We start from the raw sequence: 26147 nt of genomic DNA, 5'->3' as shown, positions 1-26147 counted from the left end.
GGGCGTGGGACGGTTGGCAAGCCACAGGAGTAGGACAATGTCGAAGGATTCGGGTAAGGGCGATAATCACGGCGGCGGGCCGGGCAAGATCGAGATCACGATGGTGGTGAACGGCCAGCCCACGCAGGTCGAAGCCAATCCCAACCAGCCGCTTCACGTCATTCGTACCAAAGCCCTTGAGAACACGCAGAATGTCGCCCAACCAGCCGAGAATTGGGAATTGAAGGATGAGGCCGGCAACTTGCTCGACGTCGACAAGAAGCTTGGCGATTTCGGTTTCCCGAATACTGTGACCCTGTTCCTCAGCCTGAAGGCGGGCGTCGCAGGTGCCTAAACCCCAAAGTGTGGATCCGGAGGTCTCCCGAGCGAAGTTTGATCGGGAGATCGGCCGGTTCCGGCCATATGCTGATGTCTATCGGGCTCAGGGCTGCTTCTTGATCGAGGCGACCTTTCCGCGCGCTTTCTTCATTTTCGCAAGCCTCAAGTTAAAACCACGGGTGATCAGCGCAGCGAGCGAGGTCGACTTCACCGACTACGACTTAAGACCACCGTCCGTGGTCTTCGTCGATCCGTTTACGCGTCATCCGATTGCCCGGAAAGATCTATACCTGAAAATGCTTAGACGTCCGCCGCTGCCCGGAACGCCGCCGGAGATGATAGGAGCTCTCATCCAGCAGAACGCCGTGCCGCTGACGGACTTCATCCAGGCCAACAGTCCCGAGGACGAACCATTCCTGTGCATGGCGGGCGTCCGGGAATACCACGACAATCCAGCCCATTCAGGTGATCCATGGCTACTTCATCGGGGTTCTGGCGAAGGCTGTTTGGCCTTCATCCTGGACAAGATCATCAAGTACGGAATCATTCCTATAGAGCAGTTGCAGATTCAACTCCCACCGGCAATCGTAGGAATGGTGGTATCCCCTCAGGCGATACAAGAATGACTGGTTTGAGAGATGTAACGATCGTGACTCTCCCGCGCGGCTGCATCTCGACCACGCATGGGCATCTGCGCTCAGTTGGTCGCGAAGGCAATGAGGGGATGGCGCTCTGGGTCGGCGTTCAGCAAGACCGGCACTTTGCCGTAACAGAGACGGTTATCCCGGCGCAGCGTCACATTCGGACAAACGATGGCGTTTGCGTGATCGTTGCGGCCGAAGAACTGCACCGGCTCAATGTCTGGCTCTACAAAAGCGGCCTGAAACTCTTGGCCCAGATTCACAGCCATCCGGGCCGCGCCTACCATTCGACGACGGACGACGCTTATGCGGTTGCTACCACGGTTGGGTGTCTGTCGCTGGTAGTGCCGAATTTCGCCCGCGAGCCTTTCGATTTTGCTCGGGTCGCCGCCTATCGGCTTGACGAAAAGGCCAAATGGAATGCGCTCCCTCCCGCGGCACTGTCGCGAATGATCATGATATCGAGTTGAACAATGGCATTCGCTAACTTCATCGATCGTGCCGCCACGGCGGCATCTCAGGTCCTGGCCGATTTTCATCTGGGAGACTTCAAAGCAGCTCTTGAAAAGCAGGTCGTGGCAGTCGCCTTCGACCATCAGGCCGCTTCCTGCGCCGAAGGCCAGGCGACACTAGATCTTGCGGTGAGATTGCTCGCTAGGCTCTACCCGGTTCTGGCGATACTCCCGCTGGACAGCGCGGCGAGCTCTCAAGCCCAAGCGCTGGAGCGCTTGGCAAAGTCGATCAATCCAAAAGTCGGCATCCGGCGTTCCGGCAAGTCTGCCACCGTCTGCGTCGTTGCAGGGGTAACGCGCCCATCACTCCGGTGCCCGATCTTTTTCGTGGGATCGGACGGTTGGGCGGCAAAGCTGTCGCGTACGGACCCGGTGGGCTCTGGCCCAAGTCTGCTGCCTTTTGGAGCTGGCGCCGCCAGTTGCTTCGGCGCCGCCAACGTCTTTCGAACTATCTTCGCCGCCCAGTTGACCGGCGCCGAGTTGGACGAAACCATCGACCTCTCGCTATGCAGCTACGACAAGACCAAAGCCGGGGAGGCTGGCCCGATCGACTTCCCAGTCGACCTTGGCGAAACCCACCTCGTTGGGCTCGGTGCGATAGGCCATGGCTCGCTTTGGGCGCTAGCGAGACAACCCGATCTCAAGGGTCGTCTGCATGTAATCGATCACGAAGCGATCGAACTCTCAAACCTGCAGCGCTACGCATTGGCCGGCCAGGCGGAGATTGGTATGTCCAAGGCGGTTCTTGCAGCCACCGCCCTTAGATCGACTGGCCTTGAGGTCGAGGCGCACCCTCTGACGTGGGCAGAATATGTTGCGCGCCGGGGCAATTGGGTCTTAGACCAAGTGGGTGTGGCGCTTGACACCGCCGCCGACCGTCTGGCTGTCCAAGGTGCACTGCCGCGATGGATCGCAAACGCTTGGATGCAGGAGCACGATCTCGGTATCTCCCGGCATGGTTTCGATGACGGCCAGGCTTGCCTTTGTTGCATGTACCTGCCATCCGGAAAATCCAAGGACGAGCACCAGCTGATTGCCGAGGAACTCGGAATACCGGAAGCACACGAGCAGGTGAAAACGCTCCTGCAGACAAATGCCGGAGTTCCCAACGACTTTGTAGTTCGCGTGGCTACAGCGATGGCTGTGCCGTTTGAACCGCTAGCCCCGTTTGTCGGCCAGCCCCTGCGCTCCTTTTATCAGCAGGCTATCTGCGGCGGTCTGGTGTTCCAGCTTAGCGAAGGAAGTCGCCGCGTTCGAACTGTGGTTCCGATGGCCTTTCAGTCGGTGCTTGCCGGGATTATGCTTGCCGCGGATTTGGTCAAGCATAGTGCGGGGTTTCCCATGAGCCCGACGACGAGCACTCGGGTGAATCTTCTGCGCCCCCTTGGCTCTCACTTGCACGATCCGAAGGCCAAGGACTCCAGCGGCCGCTGCATCTGTAGCGACGACGATTTCATTGCCGCTTACAGGCGCAAATACGGAGCGCGTTGATCAGGTAAGCGATGTCTCGGCCGCCTAAGCAGACGCGCACCTCTCCGTAGACGCAGGGGGCGCGGCTTGTGGGCGTGACCATGGGCGCCATTATGACACGCTTGGCCCGCTCCTTTGCCGGCCTATCGTCCTCCGCGCATGATCCCGTGCCGACGTGATGATCCAGCACCAGCCGCCATGGCACCAGAGGCTGGTCAAACCTCCGTTGTTGGCCGGTTTGGACAGTGCTGCATCAGGTCTCGACCGACGTCTCGACAGTCAGGGCTGCTTCGACGGGTGTGAAGATGTCAACATCGACCCCAGGCGCCCGAATCGTCACAATCAGGGCGTACCGAGCCAGAGCGTCGACGCGTTCCAGGTAAGGCTTCTCCTTCCACCAGCCCCCGACCGGGAACACGCCGATCGCGTCACGCTCGGCGAGATCGGCGGCGCTGCCCGACCAGAAATCGGCGTGCAACGAGCCGCGATCGCGGAAGGTGCCGAGCAGCCACTCTTCTCCGCCTCCAGCAGGCGCCCCTTCCTCCTCGTCCCGAGCGGCCTGATTGATGCGGGCTCGGAATTCGTCGACTGTCTCGGTCGCTGACTTTACTCTGAACCGAAGACCATGGGACGCGTAACGATGCCGGCGGGTCCATCCGCGTTCACCGGGGTTGGGTTCGATGAAATAGGACAGCGTGACGCGGAGCTCGACCTGGGCAGCGCCGAGCGCCGCGAGCTGCTCCTTCGGCCAAGGCAGGCGATGCAGCTTCATGTCACGCGTTTTGGCAGCCGCGCCGCCCTCGCGCTGGAAAGGCTGAAGCTCATCTTCAACGATAAGCGTGAGGTCGTTCACCGTTGACAGAAGCGCGCGCCCAAGATCTGGCACGCCGTAACCATAGCGCCGCACGAGCGCCTGGATCTCGCCCTTCGCTCCGTTGCACGCATCGATGCGTGCGCGCATCGCCGGAGTCCATTCGGCCGAGTGGACGATCAGGGCGCGAACCGATTCAGGCCACAGCTCGGGGCGCGCTGATAGAATTAGTCCCGCCATCCGTGCGGCATGGGCCGTTGCCGCGCTCGTATCTCCGAGGGTGGTGAAGTGGCGCAGTTCGGGTCGACAGAAAGTGGTCAATATCTGCAGATCGTCGATCGGCTCGCCGGGCAACACACCGTCATGGGCGAGATTGCCGCCTTCGAAGACGACCTCGGGCTTCACCGGCCACTGCCTGTCCCAAACGACCGAAGTGCGACTGCGCGGCGAGAGCTCGCCGACCGGCGCGATCGGAGCGTAGCCCGAAAAGTCGGTGTCAATGATATCGACCTTTTCTGTGAAAGCGCCGACCGTCAGCGCATTCCAGGCCTGAGAAGGATCATCGACTGCTTCCAGATCGTTGCGCGTCAAATGCTCGGCCGGCATGAGGTCATCGCCGATGTTGCCGGCAGAGAGAACGATCAAGCGTCGCTGTTCCTCTTCGAAACAGAGTTGGTCGATAGCGGCAGACCACGATGTGGGCCTTCCACGCGCCGGACTGGCGCTTGTCACAGCCATTGCGATCGCGCGGCGGCGCTCCGGCGCCTGCACCTCGGCGCGGGCGATCGCTTCCGCGGTGATCGCGCCATAGAGTTCTGGATCGTTTGCCTCGTCTTCTGGCGGAAGGATACGAACACTCTCCAGCCGAAAGGGCAATGGAACTGGATCGCCTCCGACCAGGAGCGGGACCAGATCACCGTACAGGCCGACACCTGCCATTCGCGTCCCGTGGCCGCTCCACGCAGGTGTGTCGTCGCTGCCCCATGCCGGTTTGACGGTGTGCCAGTCTTAAACGGCAAGTGCGGGTTCGATCAACGGGTGGGTGCGACGCACGCCGCTGTCGAGAATGCAGACCGCAATATCGGATTGAGGCGGTCTGACGCGCCCGAGAAGCTCGTCGCTCCAGTCCCTTTGCTCCGCGCCGCCAAGGCCCAGGAAGAAGGACGGCGTATCCTTCGCGCGCCGCAGCTCGGCGACGACATCGCTGTGCGCAATCATGCGGTCGAGCATTGCCGTGCTGGCGAGGGCCAGCATGACCACCCGCTCCGGAAACCTAACCGCATGCGTGCGCAAAGTGATGTTCAGGGCTTCGGCAATGTGCTCGAAGTTCTCGCGGCGACCGTCGCGCAGCCAGACTTCCCACCACACCTGCTCGTCAGCGGCCTGGGGGAAGAGGTCGTCGTGGTCGGTAAACAACGATCGTGCAGTCGCCAGCCTGACTGTCTCCATGCGGGAGACGAGCGGCTCGTTGCGCGGTCTGCCGCGGTCAGTATCAACGTCTCGATACGCCTCGACTTTCCGCAAATAATAGGCTTGCGCGCTTTGCGGCAGGAACACCGACGCTGTGATGGGAGCACCGGGTTGAGTTGGCTCATGGACGGCGACCAGCTCCATGTGCTGGCGACGATCGGCCAACTGGTCGAGGGCCGCCCGTCCGGACATGGGCAGATCGATCGCGAGGTAAAAGCCAGGCGTGCCGACCGACAGCTGGGGGTCACGCGCCGCAATCTGCTGGCGTGCACTTTCGACCGCTTGTTCGATGGATTGCGTCAAGGCCGCAGCATGCGACGCCCGATCACGCGCCGGCAGCGGCGGTGCATGTATAAGTTGGTTGGGCCGCCGATAGGCTTCCCGAATGCCGTTGTTGCGAAGGTGGATATGGGCGCGGTCGCGCGGAAAATCGTCTGCCATTATGATCTGTGCTGTCGCTACTCAAACAGCGACGCCTGCCGGCGTTCCTTCAGAGCGTCGATGAGCGCTTCCGAGGTGATCCGCTTCCCCCCCGCAATATGATGGTTTTTGCAGCGTCGTCGGCCGCGCGCGTGATCTCGGCCTGCGACAGTCTCTCTGCCTGAGAGATCGCCTCGTTCCAGGCAAGCCCTCTGGTGTCGAAGCGGTCGAGTCGAGCCCGAAGCAGCGCCTCTATAATCGGCCGATCGGGCACGGCGTATTCGATGACATCGTCGAAACGGCGGAACAAAGCTCTGTCGAGCAGCTCGGGATGATTTGTTGCCGCAATAATCAGGCTGTGGCTGTCGTCTTGCTCGAGAAACTGCAGAAACGAATTCAGCACGCGCCGAATCTCGCCAACATCCTGGCGTTCGCCTCGACGCGCGCCGATGGCATCGAATTCGTCAAAGAAGTAGACGCCCCGCGTCGCCTGCATTGCATCAAAAACAAGCCGCAGCTTTCCGGCAGTCTCTCCCATGAACTTGGTGATCAAACCATCGAGGACGATCGTGAAAAGGGGCAGATGAAGCTCCCCGGCCAATGCCGATGCGGTCATCGTCTTGCCTGATCCTGGCGGGCCGACCAGAAGCAGTTTGCGACGGGGAACAAGCCCGTGCTCGCGCAAGCTTGCTTGTTGGCGCTGCTCTCCCAGCACGCGGTGCAGGCGCGAGCGCAGACTGTCCGGCAAAATCATGTCGGTCAGTCGCAGGTCCGGATAGCGCACATGCAGGAGCCCTGCGAGCTCGCCCTTTGGCTGAAAAAGGGGAACCGGCCGACTGCTCTTGACAATCCGGGCGTCCCTGCTCTTGGCTGCGTCGACCAGATCCTTGAGCTCCTGAGCAAGCTTACCATGGCCTTGACGTGCCTCATGCGCAGCAAGCTGCATCGCGATAGAGAGGAAACGATCCTCGTCGCCGGCAATGTGGCTTTTAAGCAGCGTCACGATATGGCGGGCCGTGGTCATGGCTCTCTTCTGGGGTATCCGTTTACTTGGCGAAGCGCATGCAACCTAAACGCTTTCAACGGCGATTTGTATCGCGCAATGGTGTTTTTTCTCTTGTCGATGTTCGCCCGTGGCAACTTCAGCGGTGAACTGTTGCGCCGCGGTCATAGGCCAGCCGGAATAACGCCGGCCAGCAGACAACAGTCCGCATCTTCGAGCGCTCGAAGTCTGGCCACTCACGCAGCGTGTCGGGTCCGAACGCTCCAAAGCCGCCCCGCCTGGCAGGTCCATGCGACCGATTGCGGGCGTGCGGCCATAAGGTCTACGCGGGCTCGCATGGCTGCCCGCGCCGCTGGCTAAAAAGCTGTACACCATCTCACGAAACACCAGGTCCGCTCCTTTGCCGGCCGACGGTCCATGAAATCCCCTCCCCACTTACGACACCGGAGACCTCCTTGCCCACATGGCGCTCAAGCACCGGCCGCCATGGCACCAGCGTGAACTCGCGCGACTTTTCAACGACGGCATATTTTCCGCTGGCAAGCTCGACGGAGCGGCGGAGCGTACCCTCTACTCGTCCTCCGGATCGCGCTTCGGCATAGGGCAGGCCAAGTTCCTCCGACAGTTGGCCAGCAACACGGTTCAGTTCTCGCTGGCGCAGGATCGAAAGCATGTTGGCTCGATAGACGATCCCATCCTGTTCTTTATGCGCGAGGCCTTGCGCGATCAGCCACTGCCGCCGGCGAGCTTGCGCCTCTCTCACGTCGCGGCCGAAGCCGGATCCGTGCAAAGGCTCGGGTCTATCGGCAACCAGCTCCCGGTCGAGCCAGGTGGCGCCGTTGAAGCTGACCTGTCGCTCCAGCGCCATTGAGGAGAGCTTGTCGGCAACGACAGGCTCGGCCCTGGCCCGCTGGCCCTCATAATTCGCGACGCGATCGAGATGGTCCGGCGCGATGAGCCAGGTGCCGTTCGGCTCTCGCTCGACGCCGCCGGTCGCGCGGCGGATCGCCTCCAGCCGCCGCACATGCGTTCGCGCAAAGCTCTCGGTGGCGGATGGGTCATGCTTCAGGTGCATATCGACGTCGTAACGGCCGCCATGCGCGGCGGCGATTTCGGCGATGGTACGATCGACCTGCCTCGGCTCGGTGTTCCTTGGCGCGACACGCACGATGCAGCCATTAGGCATCGTTTCCATCGCCTCGCCTCTACCGATGTTGATCCAATGGCTCTTACCGTCGACGGCGTCGACGATCATGTAATGGCGGTCATTGATCTCGTCGGCCAGTCCACGCGCGACAACGCGACCGACGAGAGACTGGACGGGCTCGCCGGATCGATCGTGGATCACCCAGTCGGCGGCCCTGCGGGCAAGCCCCTTGCCGGTCAGTTCGCGGTGCATGGTCTTGATGATGTCGCCGCGTTCGCCGGTGCGGCGCAGCGTGGCTTCGAGCTCATCGTCGAGGCGCCAGGAGCCAGCGCCGACCTCCGCGGCCAGACCCATCCGCTCGAGCTTGCGCAGCCGTCCCTGGTGCAGCGTCTGGCGAATGGCGTCGGGACCGCCCGGCGAGACCAGGCCGTCATCATCACGCATGCTGAGCAGCCGACGGTCGATGCTGGTGAAGCGTTCCTGCTCCATTTCCCGGCGCAGGCGAAGCTCAATCTCGCGGTCGGTTCGCGGACCGAGATCGAGGCTGACCAGCTCGGCCGCCCGCTCGCGGATGCCAGATGAGATATATTCGCGCGCGATGACCAGGTTCTCGCCACGGTCGTCCCTGCCACGGACGATGATGTGGCTGTGCGGGTGGCCGGTGTTGAAATGATCGACCGCGACCCAGTCGAGCTTCGTGCCGAGGTCTTCCTGCATCTGCGCCATGAGCCGCCGCGTCAGCGCCTTGAGGTCGTCGTACTCGATGCCGTCTTCGGCAGCGACGATGAAGCGGAACTGATGGCGGTCGCCGTCCGCGCGATCGATGAACGCCTTGCCGTCGACGCGGCCGCTGTCGGCGCCGTAGAGCTCGCCAGGTTCACCTTCGCGGGTGACCCCGTCGCGCTGAAGATAGCGTAGATGGGCACGCGCCCCGTCCGCGCCCTTGCCGGCGAGCTTGACGACCCGCGCCTTGACGATCACCCGGCGCTGGCGGAAGGCGGCATACCGGTCGCGCGATTTCAGCAGTGCGGCGGCCGCCCCGCCGCGCCCTGTCCGGCTTCCTGTGAAGCGACCACCGCGTTGCGGCCGGCCGCCAGCCCGGTTGATCGCCGCACGAACCTGGCCGGCATAGCGTTTGCCGGCCTTCGAGCCGCGCGACCCGATTTTGCCGAGCTTCGGCCTGAACTCGTCATCCTTAATGCGAGCCTCCCAGACATATCAAGCAAAATCAGACACTTACACGTCAAACCCTCTTGGCACCGGCGGCAGCCTCCCGGAAAAACGATGTGCAGACAAAGATTTAACCGCCTCCTGGAGGCGGTACCTTTATCTTGCCTTCCGCGCCCAGCCCCGCCAGACGCGCCCCGTCCGCCATGGCTAACGCACCGGCTCCTTCGGCTGCGCGCCGTCCTTGCCGAGCGGCACGAAGAGATCGCCGTTTCGCACGCCTGAGTGAACACCGTCATGAATGAAGAACAGCGACCGTCCGAGAGGAGCGATTTGCGCCTTTGGAGCGACAGATTGGCTTTCGAACGCCTCGATGTCGGCCGCCGAAACTCCGGCCGCCTTGAGTTGGTCGAGGTACTCGACGGTCTCTTCTGGCAGCGGTTTGCCACGCTTCAAATGCTCGTCGTAGCGCTCGGGACCGGCATTGTAGGCGCCAAACAGGCCAGGAAATCCGAAGCGGTCATACATGGCACTGAGATAGGCCGTGCCGGCCAGGATATTGTCGCGCGGATCGTGGGGGTTAGGCCCAAGGCCGTGTTCGACCCGCATCTCTTCATAGGTGCCGGGCATCACCTGCATGAGGCCCATGGCGCCAGCGGGGGAGGTGATGGGGCGGCCGCCGCGCATTGTCTTGCCGCCGCTTTCGGCAGCCATGACGGCATAGATCCAGGCTTGGGGAATATGGAAGCGCCGGCTTGCTTCCGATACCAACGTCTGCCACTTTCGCAGCTGCGGACTTTGGGAGATGGCGACCGGCTCAGCGCCGGTCGAGGCGGAACAGGCGCATGGCGCAATGGCGATCATGCCCAACAAGAGGAGGGTCACTCGGTCCATAGTGGTACGAGCCTCCCGATGACATTTTGAGTGGGAACAGGCCCGAAATAGCGGCTGTCGAAGGAGCGGTTTTTGTCGCTGCCGAGCAGGAAAACCTCGTTATCCCCGAGCGCTCGGCAGCCGTTCCACCATGGCAAAGGTCGGCCTTCGGCGTCGATTTTGAGCCGGCGCGCGACGATGTCGCCGCCGATGATGATGGCGTCATTGAAGGCGCAGACATTATCGTCCGGCAGCGCTGCAAGACGTTTTGCCAGCGGCACATTGCGAGGCAGATAGCTGCGCTCGGCGGCGAGATACGCCGCGTATTCAGGCGGGCGCACGAGCACGAGATCGCCACGCGCCAGCGCTCCCGCAGCGATGCGGTAAAGGCCGATCGGCGCGCTGGCCGAGGCGTTCCAGACCAGCCAAGGGGCGGGCTTTCCCAGCGCCGTGAAGCCCAAAAGACCGAGACCGGCCGCGGCCAAGGCGACCGTCTTACGGGCTCGAACACGCCTCAGGCGGCTGCCGATCAGATGGATGGAAGGGCGCCGCCTCATGAACGGCCTCCCGTGCCGCCCTGGCCGGAACCGGCCTTGCCATCGCCGGCGATGGAGTGCTGCGGGTGTCCTTTCGACCAATGGTCGAGTTCGTCGATGTGATAGCGGACATAGCGGCCGTGCTTGCGGAATTTCGGGCCGCCGCCCTTGAGCCGCATCTTTTCGAGCGTGCGCTGGGAGAGCCCGATATAGAAGGCGGCTTGGGCTGTGCTGAGAAACGGGCTGCCCTTTTTCGCGCGGGCCGCGCGTTCGTTTTCGTCGTCCATGATGATCCTCGTTTCGCTTCGGACAAGCGAGGGCGAGGATGGGCGAGGGAGATCGTCTCGGGGACGGGCGAAGAGTCGGGGGAGAGTTTTCGCCGCCCTTTAGGGCGGACGGGGTTTGGGTGGAACTCCTGGGAATGAGCCCCGCGCCGGGGCTGCGGCGCGAGGCTCTTATCTCGGCCGGTCAGTCGGCCGGGTTCCAGATGATGGCGTAGGTGTCGTGATCGTCCTGGCCGGCGGCTCGGCCGAGATTGGCGTAGAGCTTGCGCGGTCCGAACTCCGGCGCTGCAATCGACAGGCTCACATAATCCTTGCCGGAAGTCTCGCCGGTGCGGATCCAGCCAGCGCCGACTTCGACCCCTTGCGTAAGCACCCGGAAGTCGGGATGGTTATCGGCGCTCTTGGCCTGGTTGGGGACGATATCGATGTCGGCGCGGACGCTGAGCGTCTTGAACTGGCCCTTGTAGGCGCCGTTTTCCTGCTTGTTGACGTAACCGATCGCGGTCATTTCGAAGTCTCCTTTTGTGGTTTCGCCGGGGACCATCCCCTGCGATGGCGCACCGTAATGGGCGCGTCAGGACCGCCTGAATCCGACAGGGCCGCAGCGACAGTGAAGGACCCGAGCGGGCAGCTTTTTTGTGAGCGAAGCGGCGCGAGGAAGCCGCCGCAGGCGGCGGGGAAAAAAGCTGATGGCGCGAGGGTTTCGGGCGGCCGGACCCGCCCATAGGTCGACAAGCCAGCCGCAGGGATGGTCCTTGGAGAGAGCATGGAGACCGCTCGCCAAGTGCGGTCTGTCAGCCAAGCAGGACGCCGGGATGAAACGGCCTGCAAAGATGCTGCGCCCTTATGCCGGATCGAGATCGTGCCAGCGGGTCGGGCGCCAGAGCAGACATCCGGCATGGTGCGATCTATGAAAGCAGGGCTCGCCAGCGGGAATTTGATACGCGAGGGGCCAAAGTAAGGCTGGATGAGAAGCCGGTGCTACCTGCAGGTCCAGTGTCATGTGGCGGCGCTCGGGAAACCGCTACGCAATGTAACGCGCTCTTATGAGGCGAACAGACCGGCCCCAAAACCGATCGACCGGTGGTCGGCGCGAAACGCGTCATGCCTGTCCGAAAGCTGACAGTGGCAGAAGACGCATGTCGGGTTCCGCACAATTGACCATGCTGGATTTGTGAGGTTTTCAGGGAGAGCCATGCGTTCACTTCCCAGTGAGCTTTGGCACGGCATTTGCTCTTGATGTGGCAACACGGATCGAAGGTTGACTGCATGCACAAGCGCGAGATGAGCAATGCTCTCCTTTCCTGGAGGCTTGGCAGCAGATTCGATTTGACGTTGCGAGGAGCTTCAGCCGCTCGCGGCGGAAGTGATCTCAAATCTGAAGGCACCGTTGGGGCCGCAGCCATCAAACACATCTTTCTCTTTTTCGCAGCTCGTCTTCAACGCGATGCGGACTTCTTCGCGTCGACGGCGGCCGAAGGTGGAGAAGGGGCTCGACTTGCAAAAAGGAGTTGTCAATGACGTCTTACGTTCGCACCAACAGCCCGGCGCAGGTGCGCTCACTGTCCACCTTTGGCAAGCATCTGCAAAGGAGCGTGCTGACGGCGACGCTGCTTGCCGCGGCTTCGACGGGAAGTGAAGCGCAGCCCTATGTTCGTGCTGACGGCAGCACGACTGACGACTTGGAAGCGGCGCGAGCAAGTTGGCGTCATGACGCCGAATTCAATGGAAATGTGGGGCTCGCAGCCATCAACGCGGATGCCGCGTATGCGTTGGGTTCCACCGGGGAGGGGGCCAGAGCTCCTCGCCTGCCCTCGTCCGTCTTGACGAGTGCCCGCTTACAGCCTACCTCACTATCGCGTTAGCACTCGTCCATCGCGAGTGCTAACAAAAACCCCTCAACAGCGCACCAGGGAAAAATCCGAAAATGGCAAAGTCGAAGTTCCGCCCGCTGCATGACCGCGTGGTCGTTCGCCGGGTCGAATCCGAATCCAAGACCGCTGGCGGGATCATCATCCCCGACACGGCAAAGGAAAAGCCGCAGGAAGGCGAGATCATCGCTGTCGGCTTCGGCGCTCGTGACGAAGCTGGCAAGCTGGTCCCGCTGGACGTCAAGGCCGGCGACCGCATCCTGTTCAGCAAGTGGTCGGGCACGGAAGTCAAGCTCAATGGCGAAGACCTTCTGATCATGAAGGAATCCGACATCATGGGCATCATCGGCTCATATCAGGCCCTTTCGTCAACTGAATTCCCGGGCTCGATTGAAGCCCCTGCCAGGAGCTAAAAATGGCTGCCAAAGACGTAAAATTCTCCCGCGATGCCCGCGAGCGCATGCTGCGCGGTGTCAACATCCTCGCTGACGCGGTGAAGGTCACGCTCGGCCCCAAGGGCCGCAACGTGGTCATCGACAAGTCGTTCGGCGCCCCGCGCATCACCAAGGACGGCGTCACCGTCGCCAAGGAAATCGAGCTTGAGGACAAGTTCGAAAACATGGGCGCGCAGATGGTCCGCGAAGTTGCTTCGAAGACCAACGACATCGCTGGCGACGGCACCACGACCGCGACCGTTCTGGCGCAGTCGATCGTCCAGGAAGGCCACAAGGCCGTTGCCGCCGGCATGAACCCGATGGACCTGAAGCGCGGCATCGACCTCACGGTAACCGACGTCGTTGCGACCCTGATCAAGAACGCCAAGAAGATCAAGACCTCCGAAGAGGTTGCCCAGGTCGGCACCATCGCCGGCAACGGCGATGCTTCGGTCGGCAAGATGATCGCCGAAGCGATGCAGAAGGTCGGCAACGAAGGCGTCATCACGGTTGAGGAAGCCAAGACCGCCGAGACCGAACTCGAAGTCGTCGAAGGCATGCAGTTCGACCGCGGCTACCTCTCGCCCTACTTCGTCACCAACGCCGACAAGATGGTTGCCGAGCTCGAGGACGTCTACATCCTCCTGCACGAGAAGAAGCTGTCCAACCTCCAGGCCATGCTGCCGGTTCTCGAAGCCGTCGTGCAGACCTCGAAGCCGCTGCTCATCATCTCGGAAGACGTCGAAGGCGAGGCTCTGGCCACGCTGGTCGTCAACAAGCTGCGTGGCGGCCTGAAGATCGCCGCCGTCAAGGCGCCGGGCTTCGGTGATCGCCGCAAGGCCATGCTGGAAGACATCGCCATCCTCACCGGTGGCCAGGTCATCTCGGAAGACCTCGGCATCAAGCTCGAGAACGTCGGCCTCAACATGCTCGGCCGCGCCAAGAAGGTGTCGATCTCCAAGGAGAACACCACCATCGTCGACGGCGCCGGCAAGAAGGCCGAGATCCAGGGCCGCGTTGCCCAGATCAAGCAGCAGATCGAAGAGACCACTTCGGACTACGACAAGGAGAAGCTGCAGGAACGTCTGGCGAAGCTCGCCGGCGGCGTTGCGGTGATCCGCGTCGGCGGTGCGACGGAAGTCGAAGTCAAGGAAAAGAAGGACCGCGTCGATGACGCCCTCAACGCGACCCGCGCGGCCGTCGAAGAAGGCATCGTTGCTGGTGGTGGCGTCGCGCTGCTGCGCGCTTCGGCCAACATCAAGGCCACCGGCGTCAATGCCGACCAGGCCGCCGGCATCAACATCGTGCGTCGTGCGCTTCAGGCTCCGGCCCGCCAGATCGCGGCCAACGCCGGTGCGGAAGCATCGATCGTTGCCGGCAAGATCCTTGAGAACAAGGGCGCGACCTTCGGCTACAACGCCCAGACCGGCGAGTATGGCGACATGATCGCCATGGGTATCGTCGATCCGGTCAAGGTTGTCCGTACGGCTCTTCAGGACGCGGCCTCGGTCGCCGGCCTGCTGGTCACCACCGAAGCCATGATCGCGGAGGCTCCGAAGAAGGAGTCGGCTGGCGGCGGCATGCCTGGCGGCATGCCTGGCGGCATGGGCGGCGGCGGCATGGGCGGCATGGGCGGCATGGATTTCTAATCCAGCTCTGGCAGCTTTCGCAACGAGAGGGCGGCATCAATGCCGCCCTCTTTTTTTGCGAACCTCGGTCCGATGAACGATCGACGCCAACGCCGGCCATCGGCGTTAGGGCAACCTCAAAAGAACTGTCGAGTTGGTTGCGCGCGGCTTTGCGTCATCAGAGGCGCAAGGCGGTCGCGTGTGAGGATTGCGCGCTCCCATAGGCGGTTTCGGCATGTGCCTCGCCTTCGACATCGACATTGCGGCCAAGCAGGAAATCGGCGGCTTTCGAGGCATGGCTTGCGGCGCGGAAGATGGCGCGGTTGTCCTCGCGCAAAACCGTCAGCCATGAGCCGATGTAGTCGGCATGGCGCACGCTCGGCTCGATGCCGAGACTGCTGCAGATGAAGGCTGATGCGATTTCGGCGACCAGTTCCTCGCGCGCATAGGTGTTGGACCCGAAGGAGCCGGACAGGTCGCGCGCGAGTCGCCTCGGGTGGCCGGTCCAGTGTCCAAGCTCGTGAAAGCAGGTCCGGTAATAGTCGATCTGGTGGAAGAAAGCCGGCTGCGGCGGCACCTGTATGGTGTCGCTGCCGGGCATGTAGAAGGCGCGCTCGCCGCCGATGCGAAAATCAGCGCCGGTTGCATGAATGAGCGCCTCGGCCTGCGGGACCATCTCGCGCTCAGGCAGAGGCTCGCCGGCGGCGTAAAGATGTTCGGGCAGATTATCGCACTGCGCGACATCGAAGACGGTGAAGCGCTTCAGGAAGGGCACCGCCTGCGGTTCGTCGCCATCGGTGTCGGCGCGTTGCTTTTCGTTCTTGGGAACAAAGCGGTCAGCGTGAACGATGGTGGTGCCGTGCTCGCCCTTCCTGACATTGCCGCCAAGCGAAAGCGCCTGCCGGAAGGTGAGCCAGTTCTGGCTGGGGAAACCGCGCTCGATGACCGCGCCCCACAGGATCAGGATATTGATGCCGGAATATCGGCGCTGGGTGGCCGCATTCCGCGGCAGGCCGAGGCCTGTCCTTGCCCTGCCCCACGGCTTGACCCATGGCACGGTGCCGCGCTCCAGTTCGGCAATGATGCGGTCGGTGATTTCCTGATAAAGGCTGGCGCCGGTGCGCCCGCCACTGTCTGCGCCAGCCTGTCGGCTGCCGCAACGTTTGTTGTTTGCACGCATCGTGATGTCCTCCGCTCTACAATCGCGCGCCCTCCCCGGAAGCGGGGTGGGCGGCAAAAGCGACCGGAAAGGCCCGCCGTCGGAGGCGGACTGCATCAGCAGGACCGGAACGGAGTGGAGGACCCGAAAGCGACAAGCGAAGGGTTGCGGGACGCCGCGGCGGGCCTAGAAGGGAGTGCTGCCCACCCTGCGCCAGGGGGAAGGCCACAATAGAAAGACGCCGGCCGACAGGCCGGCGACCGTCAGCAGCCGAAGGCTGCCCCGCGCCAGGGGGCGATGCCGCAGGGCCAAGACCGCCTGAGCTTGCCGAAGAAAAGCGGGCTCGGTTCACGAGCACCCGGCCAGCGACTTCAGGCGCGGGCGCTCAGGATTGTTGTTGGCGCCCACGGCAGCTGGATGACCGCAACAAGATTACGAGGAGCGACAGCAAAGCCAGCTGCCACAAACGGCACGCTCCGGCAACAACAGCGTGGCCGGTCTACAGATGCTGCCCCGCACGAGAGCCAGCACGCTTTGAGCGCGCATCGGCGATGCAAGCGTTGCAAGCTGGCCATGTCCACAAGGTCGGCGACCACTATATCGCCGACCACCAACGCGGGCGTACCGTCTAAGTGCAGACCTTTCGCGAGTGCGCGGACCGCGCATTTCATCTGCGATGGCCGGATCTTGCATTCCCGCTTGAGCTGCTCAACGTCAAGGCCTACACGCGCTGCGATCTTGAGAGTGACCCTTCAACTGGGGGAAATCATAAGGGCGCGGTGGAATTCGTCGAACTTTCCCTGTTTTCTCGAGGCGAGTGCGGCGAAGGCTGGGAATTGGGAATCCGGTCCCAGGACCGGGAACTGTTTGATCACAAGCTTCAGATTGGGTTCATGCTTGAAGGCTTTTTGGTAGTTGATATCAGCCAGTCTGCAATGCGGACAGTTGTGGTAGTCATTGAATATGACCAGAACGGCATCGCCTTGCGGGTTGCCGGCGATTGGCGAAGGAGATCGTTGTCGAATGCGCCGCTCCACTTTTGCCTGTCGGTCGACCACGCCTGCCGGTGCAGGTTCGCGCTATATTGGCTCGCCAGCAAGGCGAGGAGTAAAAGAAGAGCTGCGACAGTGATGGCAGTCGGCTTAGACATGAGTCTCCAATCCATGGACGGCGTGGCAGCAACGGCCGCCTTTTTGGTGTAAAATGGGTCAGTTTTGATCGTGCCCCGCAGTTGCTACAGGCGCACAGGTGCCGGTGCGATCTGGCGGTTTCTCAAATACGGCTTTGCGCCATCGGGTCCACCCCAATAGCTGAGCGTCGTTCGCACGGGGAATTGTGTTCACCACGCCGGGCGACTTGACCGTCCACCGCCGGAGCGCTGAACGGTCCGCTAGTGAGGCGCTCCCCGAATCGTCGTTTATCCCGCTCGCCCCGGACCGGGTGACAGCCAGCGTTGCCGCTACGCTGCGGAGAAAAACCGTCAGCGCGTGGCATTCGGACATAAGCTGATCGACGCCAAGAATAAGCCCCACGGAGGTGACCGGTGCGGCCGGAACAAGAAAGAGCGTTGCAGCCATTGTGACGAGGCCTGCACCGGTAATGCGGGTTGTTCCGTTCGAAGGGAACAATGCGACAAACAGCATGAGGATCCGGCAGCCGATCGGGAGATCAGTTTTCGTCGCTTGGGCGATGAAAAGGGCGGCGAGCATCATATTCGTGCCGTCCAGATTGAATGGAATGAGACCCACGACCGAATGCGTGGCGCCGGCCCTTTCCATCTTCTCCATGAGCGAGGCCAGCGCGGCCTCTGAGGAGGACATTGCGAGCAGCAGCTCGTCCTTGATGTATCGGACGAGAGAGAAGAGCGAGCGGCCGTTGTAGCGGCAGACCGCGCCGAACAGGACCGAGAGGAACAAGACTTGCAGGATGTCGCCTTCCGCGAAGGCATTGGCAATCGTTGACGGGATGATGTTCATCAGGAAGCTGGTCACGGACTGCTCGTGAGCCGTGGCCACATAGCCCTTAACGGCTTGGACATCGAGCGAGGCCGGATCGATGTTGAGGCCGGCGCCAGGCTGAACGATATTCGCGACAATCAGCCCGACAACAAAAGCGAGCGTCGAAAAGGTGAGAAAATAGACCATCGCCTTGGCGGCAACTCGGCCGACCTTCTGCAGATCGCTCATGCCGGCAATGCCGGTCGCCATTGTCAGGAAGATGACAGGTACGGTGATTATCTTGACGACATCGACGAAGGCATCGCCGAGCGGCTTCAGGCTGTGGCCGGTCTCCAAATGGAAATAGCCGATTGCGGCACCCAGGATTATGGCGGCAAGTACCTGCACGTAGGTCCGGGCAAAATGGCGCTTGCGGGGCGCTGCGATCGCGCGGGGAACTCTTGGAACCAACACCGTCTCTCTCCTTGACCGGATCGGGGTGGGGCTCCTCCCTCTCCCATGCAGTGCTCCGGTCGAACGCTGCGCCCACTTCGGCGCAAACGATGTGCCAAATAGCAAAGAGGGGAAAACGCGCAGGACCTCACGCAATGCTTGCGATTCGCTCTCCCACACTCGTGCAGTGGTTGCCTGTCGCAACTATGGAAGGGTCGATTCTTGGGAACTCCAAAGGCCGCTCTTTGCGTCGAGCAGCTTGGCTGCCTGGAAGGTTCCCTCTTTGCCTTGCGGTCTGCGAGCTGAGTCCAGATCGTCATCATTTGGCTGCGCGCCGCACGGGGCTCGAAAGATTCAATCGAGGACGGGTCCTCTTGGAAAACGGGGGCAGCGTTGGTCAAGCCCTTCCACCCTGCTGTCCCAATGGTGTTCAGAAGCTCAGTTCACGATCAAGCGATGGATCAGCGTCATCTGGCGTTTGCGCCATCGCGGCGGCGTTGCAACGGGTCTGCCAAAGATGAGAAGGCCGCGAGGCAGGGTCCGAGACCTAGACTCCAACCTCATAGCGCGCTCGGCTCGCGTTCGGAAGGTTCGAACCGCAGCACGATCAGGTGGCGACACCGTTGGTCGGAACCGGAACCCGACGAATGATCGTTCGTGACCGACATCTGTGAACAAGCAGTATGTGTCATTGCAATCACCACCCGTTGCGCGGAAATGCCCATATGGCCGTGAATGAACTGGATTTGGTGATTTTCCAGATGGCGGTGGAAAGCGTCCGCTTGCTCTCTTCAAGCTTTGATGAGAAGGCGGCTGAGATAGCCACGAGGAGCCGTGGTAGCCTTCTTTTTGACGTGCGGGTGGACGGTGACCTGGAGGTCCAGCGAGTCGCAGCCATTGGATATCCAGGCGACAAGATCGGTGTGGTGGCATTGGACCGAGAGGGCCTTGTTAGCTGTTGTTGCCTAGTCAATGGCACCTTCTCACCTTTCATTGCACCGTTGGAGAACTGGACCAGCATGCCCCTTTCGATGCAGGCCCAGATCGATGTCACAGGCTATGCGAGGCTCCTTCTGGCCGCCTTGCGAAATGCTGGACATATGCTGGACAGGTAGCATCGCGATGATGTCTGTGATGAGATGGTGCAAACGGCTGGATGAGGCGATCGCTTGCTGGCAGCTTTGGCAACAAAGCGATCGGTGAGTTCGCAATGCTGGAACACGTCCTTTAGACTCTGCAGTTAAGTTAGCGGACTACCATCTGACGAATGCCCTCTGACAGTCTGCATGGCGCGGCATGCCCTCTTAGGAATGCAGCCGTGGTTCTACACCATCGGCTGTTTTTGTGTCGAAGGCGACGGGCACGCCATGAACGAAGGAAGCGGCCGCCAACAGTTCCTCCAACTCGCGGTCGGTGGCCTTGCATGCCGGCATTAGTGTTCGGATGGCGCGGATCGCCTGCGCCATGGAGAGAAAGCGGACCCTTCCCCTGGAAAGGACATAGGCTTCTGCGGCTTTTTCGACGGTGACGGTGTGAAACGAATTGGTCATGACGAATTCCTCCCTGAACCCTGACCAACCCGACTTATGGCACGAATTCGACCGCCTTCAAGCCTATGTCCGATTGCGGACAATAGCTGCGATTCGTTCAAAACCGCTGATGCTTTTGGGCGACCTGGTGAGGGGCAAGGAGACGTCGGCTGAACCCGTTTCAACCGACATGCTTCAGGCAGCGGCCAGGCCGAAATAACGCTGCTCCTCCTTGTCATAAGCGCCATGTGTGAGCTTTATCAATCCGGCACGGTCGATGATCGTGATCTCGCCGCGCTTGGCGTGCACCAGTCCTCGATACTCAAGCATTTGCAGGGCCGTGGTGACCCCGGGCGGTGGGCGCGAGCATGGTCGCCAGAAATTCATGCGTCGGGAGGATCTTATCTCCTTCCGCACGGTCGTGGACCATCAGCTGCCAGCGGGCCAGCCGTTCTTCGATCTTGGAGTGGCCATTGACCAGTGCCGTCCGGCATGATTGGACGAGGAACGCGTGGGCATAATCCAGCACTGAGGTGCGAAGCGACGGGCTAATCGCAGGGCGAAGGTTTTCAACCGGCAGGCGCCAGGTAGTGCTTTCCTTTCCGAGAATGACGGCAATTCCTTTCATCCCGTCATAGCCGACAATGCCGACTTCACCTTGCCGCCCGCCGGTCATGGTGGCGACCACCGACGCGATGCCCCTCTCGGGAAAATATACGTTCTTGATCGGCTGATGCGCGACCTCCAACTGGTCCTTGATGCCCGGTTCGACGTGATGCAGCGATGGTCGCAAAAGCGCGAAGTCCTGCGGGGTGAGGGCTTCAGCACCTGGTCGCGAAAGAGGGATCGGGCAAGGCTCTCTTCCAACGGGGCAAGAGCGCGTACGTCTTACTGTCGGCTGCACCGAAGTAAATGCCGGCCGATGCCAAAGCATAGGCTTCGAAACGCGCGATTGCAAAGCCCTGTCGGGGCAGTGCAGTCATGCTAGAAGTCGCGCCGCCTACGATAGGCAGCGGATGACATGATTCCCTTCTGCGGCGGCCACCAAGAACGGCTCGGGCACGCTTTAATCGTTCATACACAAGCTCGCAGGAATGTAAGCAGCGGAACAATCGGGTGATTCGTACCGCCCTGCCCTTTCAGAGATCAAGTCATTGGACGTCAATTCGGCTGGAACGCCTCGTCGAACGGCCCAGGAAAATGCAGCCGGATGAGCAATGGTGGTTCACCTTATGTGCGGTCCCGGATATGCGGTCCGGCGGCTCATCTCCCAATAGCTTGTCGATGGGGAAGTGGAACTCGTCATGTCGCCGCGAACCGTCACCGCGCTAGCGGGGCTCTTTTGAAGACGCCGGTGTTTTTCTTTGTGGAACTGAATCTGTGAGGTGATTGATGCATGAATCAAACATTTGCGTATTTCCGCTGCATCGGCGACGTATATTGGTCGAAAGTATCGCCCAGGCCCTCGAGACCAAGAACGGCGAGGCGGCGAGTGCGTTCTGGCGCTGTGCTGCCAAGAAAATGCTCATTCAATTGTCCGATGTAGGAATTGCGCCAGAGCTCGCTGCGCAGGAGGTTGGAAGCCTTCTTCATGCGGTCTTGGACGACATGGCCAACCGAACGGTAATGCACAAAGCATAGGCTCGGGCGCTGTTGGACCGCGCGTCAGCTCGGGTCCTTATCAGGGGACTGCTCCGACTGGCCGACGGTCCGGCCAAACCGGCATACCGGCAAAGGTTTGAGGTTGCGATCGCTCACGGCGGCCGGTCCAATATTCTAAGACGACCTCAGAAGCCACGTTGGCTTCTTTGGACGAAGCGGAGGGGCGCCATTTTGGCGTGCTCACGCTGGACTGCGGGTTGCGCCTACGGAAATCCAAAGTCCGGCCGCGCGAGCCAATCGACCGGAACAGTCGAAAGCTCGTGGGGGCGGGTCCGCTCACCCTCACGGCGGCGGTGGCGGCCGTGAGCAGACTTAACTCAAGTCACGGCTGAGCATCCGCAGGCGCTATGCCGATTGGATGAGAACTGGTTGCCACAACACCGGCCCGTTGAGGCGTCCCCTCCAGCGGATGCGCAAGAGACTGGCGTAGGAAATATCGAGGAAGCCGGCGACTGCCTCGGTGTTGCCGACCTGCTTGGGCTGTCCGATACGTGACAACGGCCAGGTGGCGAGACGAAGGATCCTTTCGATGCGCGTATCTGTCACCGTTACGATCCCGGAGAGATTGTTGGCCAAGCCGAATTCGATGATCCCCGCGAAGAGCTCGTAGGTTGCTTGGGCCAGGCCGCCAGCTGCCTTCGGCGCTGTCGCAGGGAGATCGAGCGCGAAACGACTACTCTCCCAGATATCGGCACTCGCAGGGACCACCATCTCATCCAGCAGCGTCGGAAACGTATCGCGCAACATTGTCGGTCCGGTGGTCGGCAAAAGGCGGACGCAGCCGCAAGTTCGCCAATCGGACCCCTTGAGAAGCAGGTAGACGGGGTTCAGGCTGTCAAACGGGTCCGTTTCCATTTCGCCTTCGGTCTGCACTTCCCAATCGAGCCGCTTCTTGAAAACCCGATACCTAAGTCCGTGCATTTCCTTGAGTTCGCTCGCAAACTCGGCGTAGCAGTCGGGTGTTATCAGCTGCATCATTGTCGTCTCCGTGCGGGATGTGTCCACGCAATCGAAGGGCAAAGCCGTCATGAATGCAGCCTGTAGACCTTTACAGCTAGACTTGGAGAGGATCAGGATCTCGCCCGAGCAGCCATCCGCACTACGGCCTGGTTGATGGTTCGCACGCCAAGCTTCGCCTTGGCGTTTTCCTGATGGAAGGTCACGGTGCGTTTCGAGACACCGAGAATCTGGCTGATATCCCAGGCCGACTTGCCGCACGCCGCCCATTTCAGGCACTCGAACTCCCGCCGGGTGAGCGTTATGCCATCTACCACGCAATCTTCGGCGAGCCTGCGCCGGGCATGGATATGAACGTTGATCGCAACCAGTTGCATTGCTTTTTCGTAGCGCGTCAGCGACCTCAGAAATGGCGGATGCGCCTCGTTGGAGGCGAAGGTCAGTGCGGCGAACCGGCCGCGATGATCATGCATCGACATGGTCAGTCCGCCGCGAATGCCGAACTCAGCTGCTTTTTCCAGGACTTCCTGCTGAGAGGTCGGCAAATAACGGTGATCGCGGTCCACACCCCAGTCGAAGGTATCCCAGCCCCGCAGTCCCCGCAGGATCACGGGATCCACGCTGTGGTAGCGCTGTTGCAGGTAATGTGATGTCCATGATGATGGATAATTCGAGATCAATCGCGGCCTGTCGCCGGAAGCGGATGGGTAGGTGAAATAAGCGAAGAGCGGAAAGTCGAACCCGGCTGCGGCGGACGCCATTGCCTCATGGAGATCGACGGCATCGACGCTTGCAGAGAGTTGCTCGACCAAGGTTTCAAATACGCGATGCATCTGCGCTTAGCGTACCTCGCGGAGGTTGCTGGAAGCCGACGGAGACGTGGTTCTAAATGATGGCCTGTCCCTGCAGGGCATACGACGCGCCGCCGTCATCACCGCAATTGCTGTGCTGCTTCCGATTGGAGAGAGCTCCGCCCACCTGACCAACTACCGATGGGTGATATTGCGACGTTATCGATGAGCCGCGTGTCGCCAAGCCAAGCCGCAGCAAGCAAGCGTGCCGGTCGGTCAAGGCTTGCTAACGATTGCAGGTCTGTTTCTCCGCGCAGCTCCAGGTATTCGAGCTCGCGATAGCCGGCAGCCAGAATTGCTGCACGCGCTTCATCAAGCGTAGGCAGGATGGGGGAGCCGCGTGCAAGCCGCTCGGCCGTATCGAGCAGGACCGATGCTAGTTTTGGGGCAATGGCGCGTTGGGCTGGGGAGAGCCGCACGTTACGCGACGATAGCGCAAGACCATCGGCTTCGCGGACTGTCGGACAGGGCACAATAGTGATCGGAATGTCGAGATCCCGGACCAAGCGCCTGACAAGCTGAAGTTGCTGAAAATCCTTTTCGCCAAAAAAGGCGAAGTCAGCGCCGGCCTGCAGGAAGAGCTTGGCCACGACCGTCGCCACGCCATTGAAATGGCCGGGCCGGAATGCGCCGCAAAGGCATTCGCTGATGCCGGACACTGAAACGGCCGTGGCGAAGCCCACCTGGTACATTTCCTCTGTGTCCGGCACATAGAGCAGATGCGTGCCCAGCAGAGCGAGCTTGGCAGCATCGTCGCTTTCCGTCCGAGGGTAGGCAATCAGGTCGGCGGGGCTGTTGAACTGCTTGGGGTTTACGAACAGCGTCACGATCACCCGCTCGGCCCTTTCGAGCGCCTTCCGCACGAGGCTCAGATGCCCGTCGTGCAAGGCTCCCATGGTCGGCACAATACCGATCGTGGCACCCGAGCGACGCCATTGCGCAACGACGCCGCGCAGCTCGCTCACGGTTCGAGCGATCGGCACGCTCATGTGAAGTCACCGGCCTTCAAGGCGTTGACATAGAGATGTTCGACCGCCGGAAAGTGCCGGTTCCGCACATCGGTGGCGTAAGCGGCGATTGCCGCCTCAGCCTGCTCACCGAGCTCGGCATAGCGTTTGACGAACTTCGGCCGAAATGAGGTGAAGAGCCCGAGCATATCGTGGCTCACCAGAATCTGGCCGTCGCAAGCTGGCGAGGCACCGATGCCGATTGTGGGTATGTCGATATCGGCGGTTATCTGCCGTGCAAGCTGCTCCGGTATCTTTTCCAGCACCAAGGAGAAGGCGCCCGCTTCGGTTACCGCCCTGGCGTCGCGCCTGATCCGCTCTGCATCGGCTCCCCGGCCCTGCACACGATAGCCTCCAAACGTGTTTACCGCCTGCGGCGTCAGGCCCACATGGGCCATGACAGGTACGCCGCGCGCGGTAAGGAAGCGGATGGTTTCCGAGATGGTCTCGCCGCCCTCGATCTTTACCGCTGAACAACCGGTCTCACCCATCACGCGCGCAGCGTTGCCGAAAGCGTGCTCTGGGCTTTCCTCGTAGGAACCGAAGGGCAGGTCGACGACCATCAGCGCGTGTTCAAGGCCGCGGCGAACGGCCTGTCCGTGCATGATCATCATGTCGAGCGTGACCCCCAGCGTCGACGACAGGCCGTGCAGCACCATGCCGACGCTGTCGCCGACAAGAACGATGTCGCAGTGGCGATCGAGCAGCCTCGCGACCGGCGTGGTGTAGGCCGTCAAGCATACAAGTGGCGTCTGGCCTTTTCGCGATCGAATATCTGGAGGAGTCATCCCTTTTATCTCACCAGCCGCGCTCAACCGAGGCCCCTTCCCTTACGTTACCAACAGCGGGTGTCGCGTTTGGCATATTTTTGTGCGACTGCGAAGAGCTAAAAACAGCGCTTGAGTACTCTGGTGTTGACGTGCTGGCTTCCAAGGTTACATTCAATCGATTAAGGCGCTCCGTTGGGCCAACCCGCTTTCGCAAACATGGATCCTCAGACAAGAAGAACCAAGAAAGGCAAAGCCGCCGTCAAAGCTGACGAAGCCAAAGTGGACCTGACTGCCGTCGTGGTCGCCGTAAACGACAGTGAGCCCTGTGTCCTCACAGTCGGTCATGCGGACACCCTCCCTTCTGGACCTTTTGCCCTTGAGCATCGATCACTGCAGTCGGGTTTGAGGGGGTGGGTGGAGCAGCAGACCGGCCATGCACTTGGATACATCGAGCAACTCTACACCTTCGCCGATCGCGATCGCATCGGCACTGAGCGCCACCAGCGCGTCATCTCAATCAGCTATCTCGCATTGACCAGGAAGGAACAGGCAACGAACTCGGCCGCGTGCGGCTGGCAAAGTTGGTACGAATATTTTCCCTGGGAGGACCACCGCTTCGGCACGCCGCCTGTGCTGCTCGATAGATTGCGGCCCCGCCTGATTGAGTGGGCCGGCGGCGCCAGCGAGCCGACCACTCAACGCGAGCGCCGGCAGCGCGCTGCGATAGCCTTCGGCTTCGACGACCGCCATTGGAACGAGGAACTCACGCTCCAACGCTACGAGTTGCTCTATGAAGCTGGTCTGATTGAGGAGGCCGGTGGCGGCAGGGACGCGATTGCGGCCGCGGCTGGCAAACCAATGGTCGCTGACCACCGTCGTATTCTGGCAACCGGGATCGCGCGGCTGCGTTCGAAGATCAAATACCGGCCGGTCGTGTTCGAGCTTATGCGGCCTTCCTTCACGCTGCTGCAACTGCAGCGAACCGTGGAAGCTTTGGCTGGCAGGCTGATCAACAAGCCGAACTTCCGGAGATTGGTCGAGCAGCAGGAACTTGTTGAGGAGACCGGGGAGACCTCCCTCGACACGGGCGGCCGACCGGCGAAGCTTTATCGCTTCCGGCATGCCGTCCTCGACGACAGGGCTATCGCCGGGACAAAATTACCGCTGGCGCGGGCTTGACATACTTATAGTCAAGGTAGATATATTCCCTTATTGTCAAACCGAATATAATCGAGGC

Annotated in this window: 24 protein-coding genes and 3 pseudogenes; 11 read left to right on the top strand and 16 right to left on the bottom strand. The window is 61.3% G+C overall.

The window, feature by feature from the left end:
- The first annotated feature begins 37 nt into the window (after window positions 1-37).
- The 4 genes from EJ069_RS28015 to EJ069_RS28000 are packed head-to-tail and all read left to right on the top strand — an operon-like array spanning window position 38 to window position 2962.
- Window positions 38-334 (top strand): DUF2604 domain-containing protein, encoded by a 297-nt coding sequence (locus EJ069_RS28015; protein WP_126057779.1) that lies wholly within the window; start codon window positions 38-40, stop codon window positions 332-334.
- The gene (locus tag EJ069_RS28010) at window positions 327-944 is read left to right on the top strand and encodes a putative metal-binding protein (RefSeq protein WP_126057778.1); all 618 of its coding nucleotides are present in this window, start codon (window positions 327-329) and stop codon (window positions 942-944) included. The genes EJ069_RS28015 and EJ069_RS28010 overlap by 8 nt, the downstream gene beginning before the upstream one ends.
- A complete protein-coding gene (locus EJ069_RS28005) occupies window positions 941-1429 on the top strand; it encodes a Mov34/MPN/PAD-1 family protein (RefSeq protein ID WP_126057777.1) in 489 nt (162 codons plus the stop codon). Before EJ069_RS28010 ends, EJ069_RS28005 begins: the two co-directional genes overlap by 4 nt.
- A gap of 3 nt (window positions 1430-1432) precedes the next feature.
- Entirely contained in the window at window positions 1433-2962 is a 1530-nt protein-coding gene (locus EJ069_RS28000; RefSeq protein ID WP_126057776.1) for an E2 ligase fold family C protein, read from the top strand.
- A gap of 232 nt (window positions 2963-3194) precedes the next feature.
- Here the strand turns inward: EJ069_RS28000 and EJ069_RS27995 are convergent.
- The 7 genes and pseudogenes from EJ069_RS27995 to EJ069_RS27965 all read right to left on the bottom strand — a co-directional run bounded on the left by EJ069_RS27995 (window position 3195) and on the right by EJ069_RS27965 (window position 11160).
- A pseudogene (locus tag EJ069_RS27995) lies at window positions 3195-5663 on the bottom strand (S8 family peptidase).
- A 17-nt stretch (window positions 5664-5680) separates the two neighbouring features.
- Window positions 5681-6666: pseudogene (locus EJ069_RS27990) on the bottom strand (ATP-binding protein).
- A gap of 355 nt (window positions 6667-7021) precedes the next feature.
- The gene (gene rlxS, locus EJ069_RS27985; RefSeq protein ID WP_024505648.1) at window positions 7022-8992 is read right to left on the bottom strand and encodes a relaxase/mobilization nuclease RlxS; all 1971 of its coding nucleotides are present in this window, start codon (window positions 8990-8992) and stop codon (window positions 7022-7024) included.
- Window positions 8993-9169: 177 nt separating this feature from the next.
- Window positions 9170-9853: a lytic transglycosylase domain-containing protein gene (locus tag EJ069_RS27980; RefSeq protein WP_024505647.1), complete on the bottom strand. Its 684-nt coding sequence runs from the start codon at window positions 9851-9853 to the stop codon at window positions 9170-9172.
- Window positions 9841-10389 carry a S26 family signal peptidase gene (locus EJ069_RS27975; protein ID WP_024505646.1) on the bottom strand — a complete coding sequence of 183 codons (549 nt, stop codon included), beginning with the start codon at window positions 10387-10389 and terminating at the stop codon, window positions 9841-9843. The genes EJ069_RS27980 and EJ069_RS27975 overlap by 13 nt, the downstream gene beginning before the upstream one ends.
- The gene (locus tag EJ069_RS27970) at window positions 10386-10655 is read right to left on the bottom strand and encodes a helix-turn-helix domain-containing protein (RefSeq protein ID WP_024505645.1); all 270 of its coding nucleotides are present in this window, start codon (window positions 10653-10655) and stop codon (window positions 10386-10388) included. Before EJ069_RS27970 ends, EJ069_RS27975 begins: the two co-directional genes overlap by 4 nt.
- Window positions 10656-10836: 181 nt before the next feature.
- A complete protein-coding gene (locus EJ069_RS27965) occupies window positions 10837-11160 on the bottom strand; it encodes a DUF736 domain-containing protein (protein ID WP_024505644.1) in 324 nt (107 codons plus the stop codon).
- Between the two features lie 1009 nt (window positions 11161-12169).
- Here EJ069_RS27965 and EJ069_RS27960 point away from each other — a divergent pair.
- The 3 genes and pseudogenes from EJ069_RS27960 to groL all read left to right on the top strand — a co-directional run bounded on the left by EJ069_RS27960 (window position 12170) and on the right by groL (window position 14606).
- Window positions 12170-12517 carry a hypothetical protein gene (locus tag EJ069_RS27960; protein ID WP_063169239.1) on the top strand — a complete coding sequence of 116 codons (348 nt, stop codon included), beginning with the start codon at window positions 12170-12172 and terminating at the stop codon, window positions 12515-12517.
- Window positions 12518-12579: 62 nt separating this feature from the next.
- A pseudogene (gene groES, locus EJ069_RS27955) lies at window positions 12580-12873 on the top strand (co-chaperone GroES); the annotation flags it as partial.
- Window positions 12874-12938: 65 nt separating this feature from the next.
- Window positions 12939-14606 (top strand): chaperonin GroEL, encoded by a 1668-nt coding sequence (gene groL / locus EJ069_RS27950; RefSeq protein ID WP_126063928.1) that lies wholly within the window; start codon window positions 12939-12941, stop codon window positions 14604-14606.
- Between the two features lie 157 nt (window positions 14607-14763).
- Here groL and EJ069_RS27945 read toward each other — a convergent pair whose 3' ends face one another.
- Window positions 14764-15765, bottom strand: coding sequence for a zincin-like metallopeptidase domain-containing protein (locus EJ069_RS27945; RefSeq protein WP_126059319.1), 1002 nt, complete (start codon window positions 15763-15765; stop codon window positions 14764-14766).
- A 611-nt stretch (window positions 15766-16376) separates the two neighbouring features.
- On the opposite strand from EJ069_RS27945, the gene EJ069_RS33560 reads away from it, so the two are divergent.
- Complete coding sequence (locus EJ069_RS33560) at window positions 16377-16946, top strand: hypothetical protein (RefSeq protein WP_245454735.1); 570 nt, start codon at window positions 16377-16379, stop codon at window positions 16944-16946.
- Between the two features lie 6 nt (window positions 16947-16952).
- Here EJ069_RS33560 and EJ069_RS27935 read toward each other — a convergent pair whose 3' ends face one another.
- Window positions 16953-18152, bottom strand: coding sequence for a cation:dicarboxylase symporter family transporter (locus EJ069_RS27935; protein ID WP_306462679.1), 1200 nt, complete (start codon window positions 18150-18152; stop codon window positions 16953-16955).
- 707 nt (window positions 18153-18859) lie between these two features.
- Between EJ069_RS27935 and EJ069_RS27930 the strand changes: the two genes are divergently transcribed.
- Window positions 18860-19249, top strand: a complete 390-nt coding sequence (locus EJ069_RS27930; RefSeq protein WP_024505560.1) for a hypothetical protein — start codon at window positions 18860-18862, stop codon at window positions 19247-19249.
- 189 nt (window positions 19250-19438) lie between these two features.
- On the opposite strand, the gene EJ069_RS27925 is transcribed toward EJ069_RS27930, so the two are convergent.
- The 3 genes from EJ069_RS27925 to EJ069_RS27920 all read right to left on the bottom strand — a co-directional run bounded on the left by EJ069_RS27925 (window position 19439) and on the right by EJ069_RS27920 (window position 20456).
- Window positions 19439-19684, bottom strand: coding sequence for a hypothetical protein (locus EJ069_RS27925; protein WP_063169243.1), 246 nt, complete (start codon window positions 19682-19684; stop codon window positions 19439-19441).
- A 174-nt stretch (window positions 19685-19858) separates the two neighbouring features.
- Window positions 19859-19993, bottom strand: coding sequence for a hypothetical protein (locus EJ069_RS33840; protein WP_256754986.1), 135 nt, complete (start codon window positions 19991-19993; stop codon window positions 19859-19861).
- Window positions 19986-20456 (bottom strand): hypothetical protein, encoded by a 471-nt coding sequence (locus EJ069_RS27920; protein ID WP_245454734.1) that lies wholly within the window; start codon window positions 20454-20456, stop codon window positions 19986-19988. Before EJ069_RS27920 ends, EJ069_RS33840 begins: the two co-directional genes overlap by 8 nt.
- Before the next feature lie 599 nt (window positions 20457-21055).
- On the opposite strand from EJ069_RS27920, the gene EJ069_RS33555 reads away from it, so the two are divergent.
- Entirely contained in the window at window positions 21056-21304 is a 249-nt protein-coding gene (locus EJ069_RS33555) for a DUF6074 family protein (protein WP_063169245.1), read from the top strand.
- Window positions 21305-21670: 366 nt separating this feature from the next.
- On the opposite strand, the gene EJ069_RS27910 is transcribed toward EJ069_RS33555, so the two are convergent.
- From EJ069_RS27910 to panB, 4 genes are all read right to left on the bottom strand, one after another.
- Window positions 21671-22303 carry an acyl-homoserine-lactone synthase gene (locus EJ069_RS27910; protein ID WP_126057769.1) on the bottom strand — a complete coding sequence of 211 codons (633 nt, stop codon included), beginning with the start codon at window positions 22301-22303 and terminating at the stop codon, window positions 21671-21673.
- 92 nt (window positions 22304-22395) lie between these two features.
- Window positions 22396-23115, bottom strand: coding sequence for a LuxR family transcriptional regulator (locus EJ069_RS27905; protein ID WP_126057768.1), 720 nt, complete (start codon window positions 23113-23115; stop codon window positions 22396-22398).
- A 98-nt stretch (window positions 23116-23213) separates the two neighbouring features.
- On the bottom strand, window positions 23214-24122 hold the full coding sequence (gene panC / locus EJ069_RS27900; RefSeq protein WP_024505565.1) for a pantoate--beta-alanine ligase: 909 nt from the start codon (window positions 24120-24122) through the stop codon (window positions 23214-23216).
- A complete protein-coding gene (gene panB / locus EJ069_RS27895; protein ID WP_126063927.1) occupies window positions 24119-24955 on the bottom strand; it encodes a 3-methyl-2-oxobutanoate hydroxymethyltransferase in 837 nt (278 codons plus the stop codon). Before panB ends, panC begins: the two co-directional genes overlap by 4 nt.
- 171 nt (window positions 24956-25126) lie before the next feature.
- Between panB and EJ069_RS27890 the strand changes: the two genes are divergently transcribed.
- On the top strand, window positions 25127-26089 hold the full coding sequence (locus tag EJ069_RS27890; RefSeq protein WP_126063926.1) for a hypothetical protein: 963 nt from the start codon (window positions 25127-25129) through the stop codon (window positions 26087-26089).
- Window positions 26090-26147 lie beyond the last annotated feature (58 nt).

The sequence above is a fragment of the Mesorhizobium sp. M2A.F.Ca.ET.043.05.1.1 genome (assembly GCF_003952445.1).
Lineage (GTDB): Bacteria > Pseudomonadota > Alphaproteobacteria > Rhizobiales > Rhizobiaceae > Mesorhizobium.
Note: the sequence above shows the minus strand (reverse complement) of the source record. Positions and strands in the feature narration are given on the sequence as shown.

What these genes read in the sequence shown, in the direction of transcription:
- EJ069_RS27930 (WP_024505560.1), top strand. Translation starts at nt 18,860, where the DNA reads ATGGCCGTGAATGAACTGGATTTGGTGATTTTCCAGATGGCGGTGGAA.
- EJ069_RS33840 (WP_256754986.1), bottom strand. Translation starts at nt 19,993, where the DNA reads ATGCTTGAGTATCGAGGACTGGTGCACGCCAAGCGCGGCGAGATCACG.
- EJ069_RS27980 (WP_024505647.1), bottom strand. Translation starts at nt 9,853, where the DNA reads ATGGACCGAGTGACCCTCCTCTTGTTGGGCATGATCGCCATTGCGCCA.
- EJ069_RS27910 (WP_126057769.1), bottom strand. Translation starts at nt 22,303, where the DNA reads ATGATGCAGCTGATAACACCCGACTGCTACGCCGAGTTTGCGAGCGAA.
- EJ069_RS28005 (WP_126057777.1), top strand. Translation starts at nt 941, where the DNA reads ATGACTGGTTTGAGAGATGTAACGATCGTGACTCTCCCGCGCGGCTGC.
- EJ069_RS27890 (WP_126063926.1), top strand. Translation starts at nt 25,127, where the DNA reads ATGGATCCTCAGACAAGAAGAACCAAGAAAGGCAAAGCCGCCGTCAAA.
- EJ069_RS27970 (WP_024505645.1), bottom strand. Translation starts at nt 10,655, where the DNA reads ATGGACGACGAAAACGAACGCGCGGCCCGCGCGAAAAAGGGCAGCCCG.
- EJ069_RS27905 (WP_126057768.1), bottom strand. Translation starts at nt 23,115, where the DNA reads ATGCATCGCGTATTTGAAACCTTGGTCGAGCAACTCTCTGCAAGCGTC.
- EJ069_RS27945 (WP_126059319.1), bottom strand. Translation starts at nt 15,765, where the DNA reads ATGCGTGCAAACAACAAACGTTGCGGCAGCCGACAGGCTGGCGCAGAC.
- groL (WP_126063928.1), top strand. Translation starts at nt 12,939, where the DNA reads ATGGCTGCCAAAGACGTAAAATTCTCCCGCGATGCCCGCGAGCGCATG.
- EJ069_RS33555 (WP_063169245.1), top strand. Translation starts at nt 21,056, where the DNA reads ATGCATGAATCAAACATTTGCGTATTTCCGCTGCATCGGCGACGTATA.
- panC (WP_024505565.1), bottom strand. Translation starts at nt 24,122, where the DNA reads ATGAGCGTGCCGATCGCTCGAACCGTGAGCGAGCTGCGCGGCGTCGTT.
- EJ069_RS28000 (WP_126057776.1), top strand. Translation starts at nt 1,433, where the DNA reads ATGGCATTCGCTAACTTCATCGATCGTGCCGCCACGGCGGCATCTCAG.
- EJ069_RS28015 (WP_126057779.1), top strand. Translation starts at nt 38, where the DNA reads ATGTCGAAGGATTCGGGTAAGGGCGATAATCACGGCGGCGGGCCGGGC.
- EJ069_RS27960 (WP_063169239.1), top strand. Translation starts at nt 12,170, where the DNA reads ATGACGTCTTACGTTCGCACCAACAGCCCGGCGCAGGTGCGCTCACTG.
- EJ069_RS27975 (WP_024505646.1), bottom strand. Translation starts at nt 10,389, where the DNA reads ATGAGGCGGCGCCCTTCCATCCATCTGATCGGCAGCCGCCTGAGGCGT.
- EJ069_RS27925 (WP_063169243.1), bottom strand. Translation starts at nt 19,684, where the DNA reads ATGACCAATTCGTTTCACACCGTCACCGTCGAAAAAGCCGCAGAAGCC.
- EJ069_RS27965 (WP_024505644.1), bottom strand. Translation starts at nt 11,160, where the DNA reads ATGACCGCGATCGGTTACGTCAACAAGCAGGAAAACGGCGCCTACAAG.